Origin of the sequence: Pauljensenia sp. UMB3104 (assembly GCF_030217285.1) — a bacterium.
Lineage (GTDB): Bacteria > Actinomycetota > Actinomycetes > Actinomycetales > Actinomycetaceae > Pauljensenia.
In genome coordinates this window covers 1-480 of sequence record NZ_JASONN010000069.1, presented here as the reverse complement: position 1 = coordinate 480, position 480 = coordinate 1, and the positions used below count along the sequence as shown (strand labels likewise).

Sequence of the window (480 nt, the reverse complement as noted above, 5' to 3'; positions counted from 1 at the left end):
GTGTGCGCGCCCCCGCTGAAGCATTTCTTTTAGGCTTAGGGGCGCTCTTAGACTCGCTTTCCTCGGCGATTTTCCATCCGAGGAAAGAAAGACCCGCCGGGGTCATCCCCATCTGGTCTCCTATCCGGTGCAGCTGCGCCAGTAAGGAAGGCGGCGTAGAGGGGCTCTCGCACTTTACGAGAACCCGCGTGTATAAGCCGACCAGATGGTGCATCCACTTGTTTTCGGGCATCGACCAGGCCACCGCCTGGGGGCTTTTCCAAAGGCTCTTCCAAACTTCTTCTTCCCGCTCACTCATTTCTGGCAGCGGGAACTTTGGTGGCCTGCCGCGCCTGCCTGTTGGGGGCAGGGCTTTCAGAGAAAAACCGCGTCGGGCGGACCGGCCCGAGTTCTCATTTGCTGGTGGCCCAGAGCGGACCCTCGCTCCTCCTCTACCCATAGCGTTCACCTCTGTCTGATGTAGTTTTGAAAGCTCCAGAC

The 480-nt window shown here is 59.2% G+C and carries 1 protein-coding gene; it reads right to left on the bottom strand.

Translation table 11 applies throughout. The features are described from left to right. Window positions 1-298: hypothetical protein (locus tag QP415_RS10790; protein ID WP_285100047.1), on the bottom strand; the 298-nt coding region annotated here is incomplete at its 3' end. Window positions 299-480: the final 182 nt, after the last annotated feature.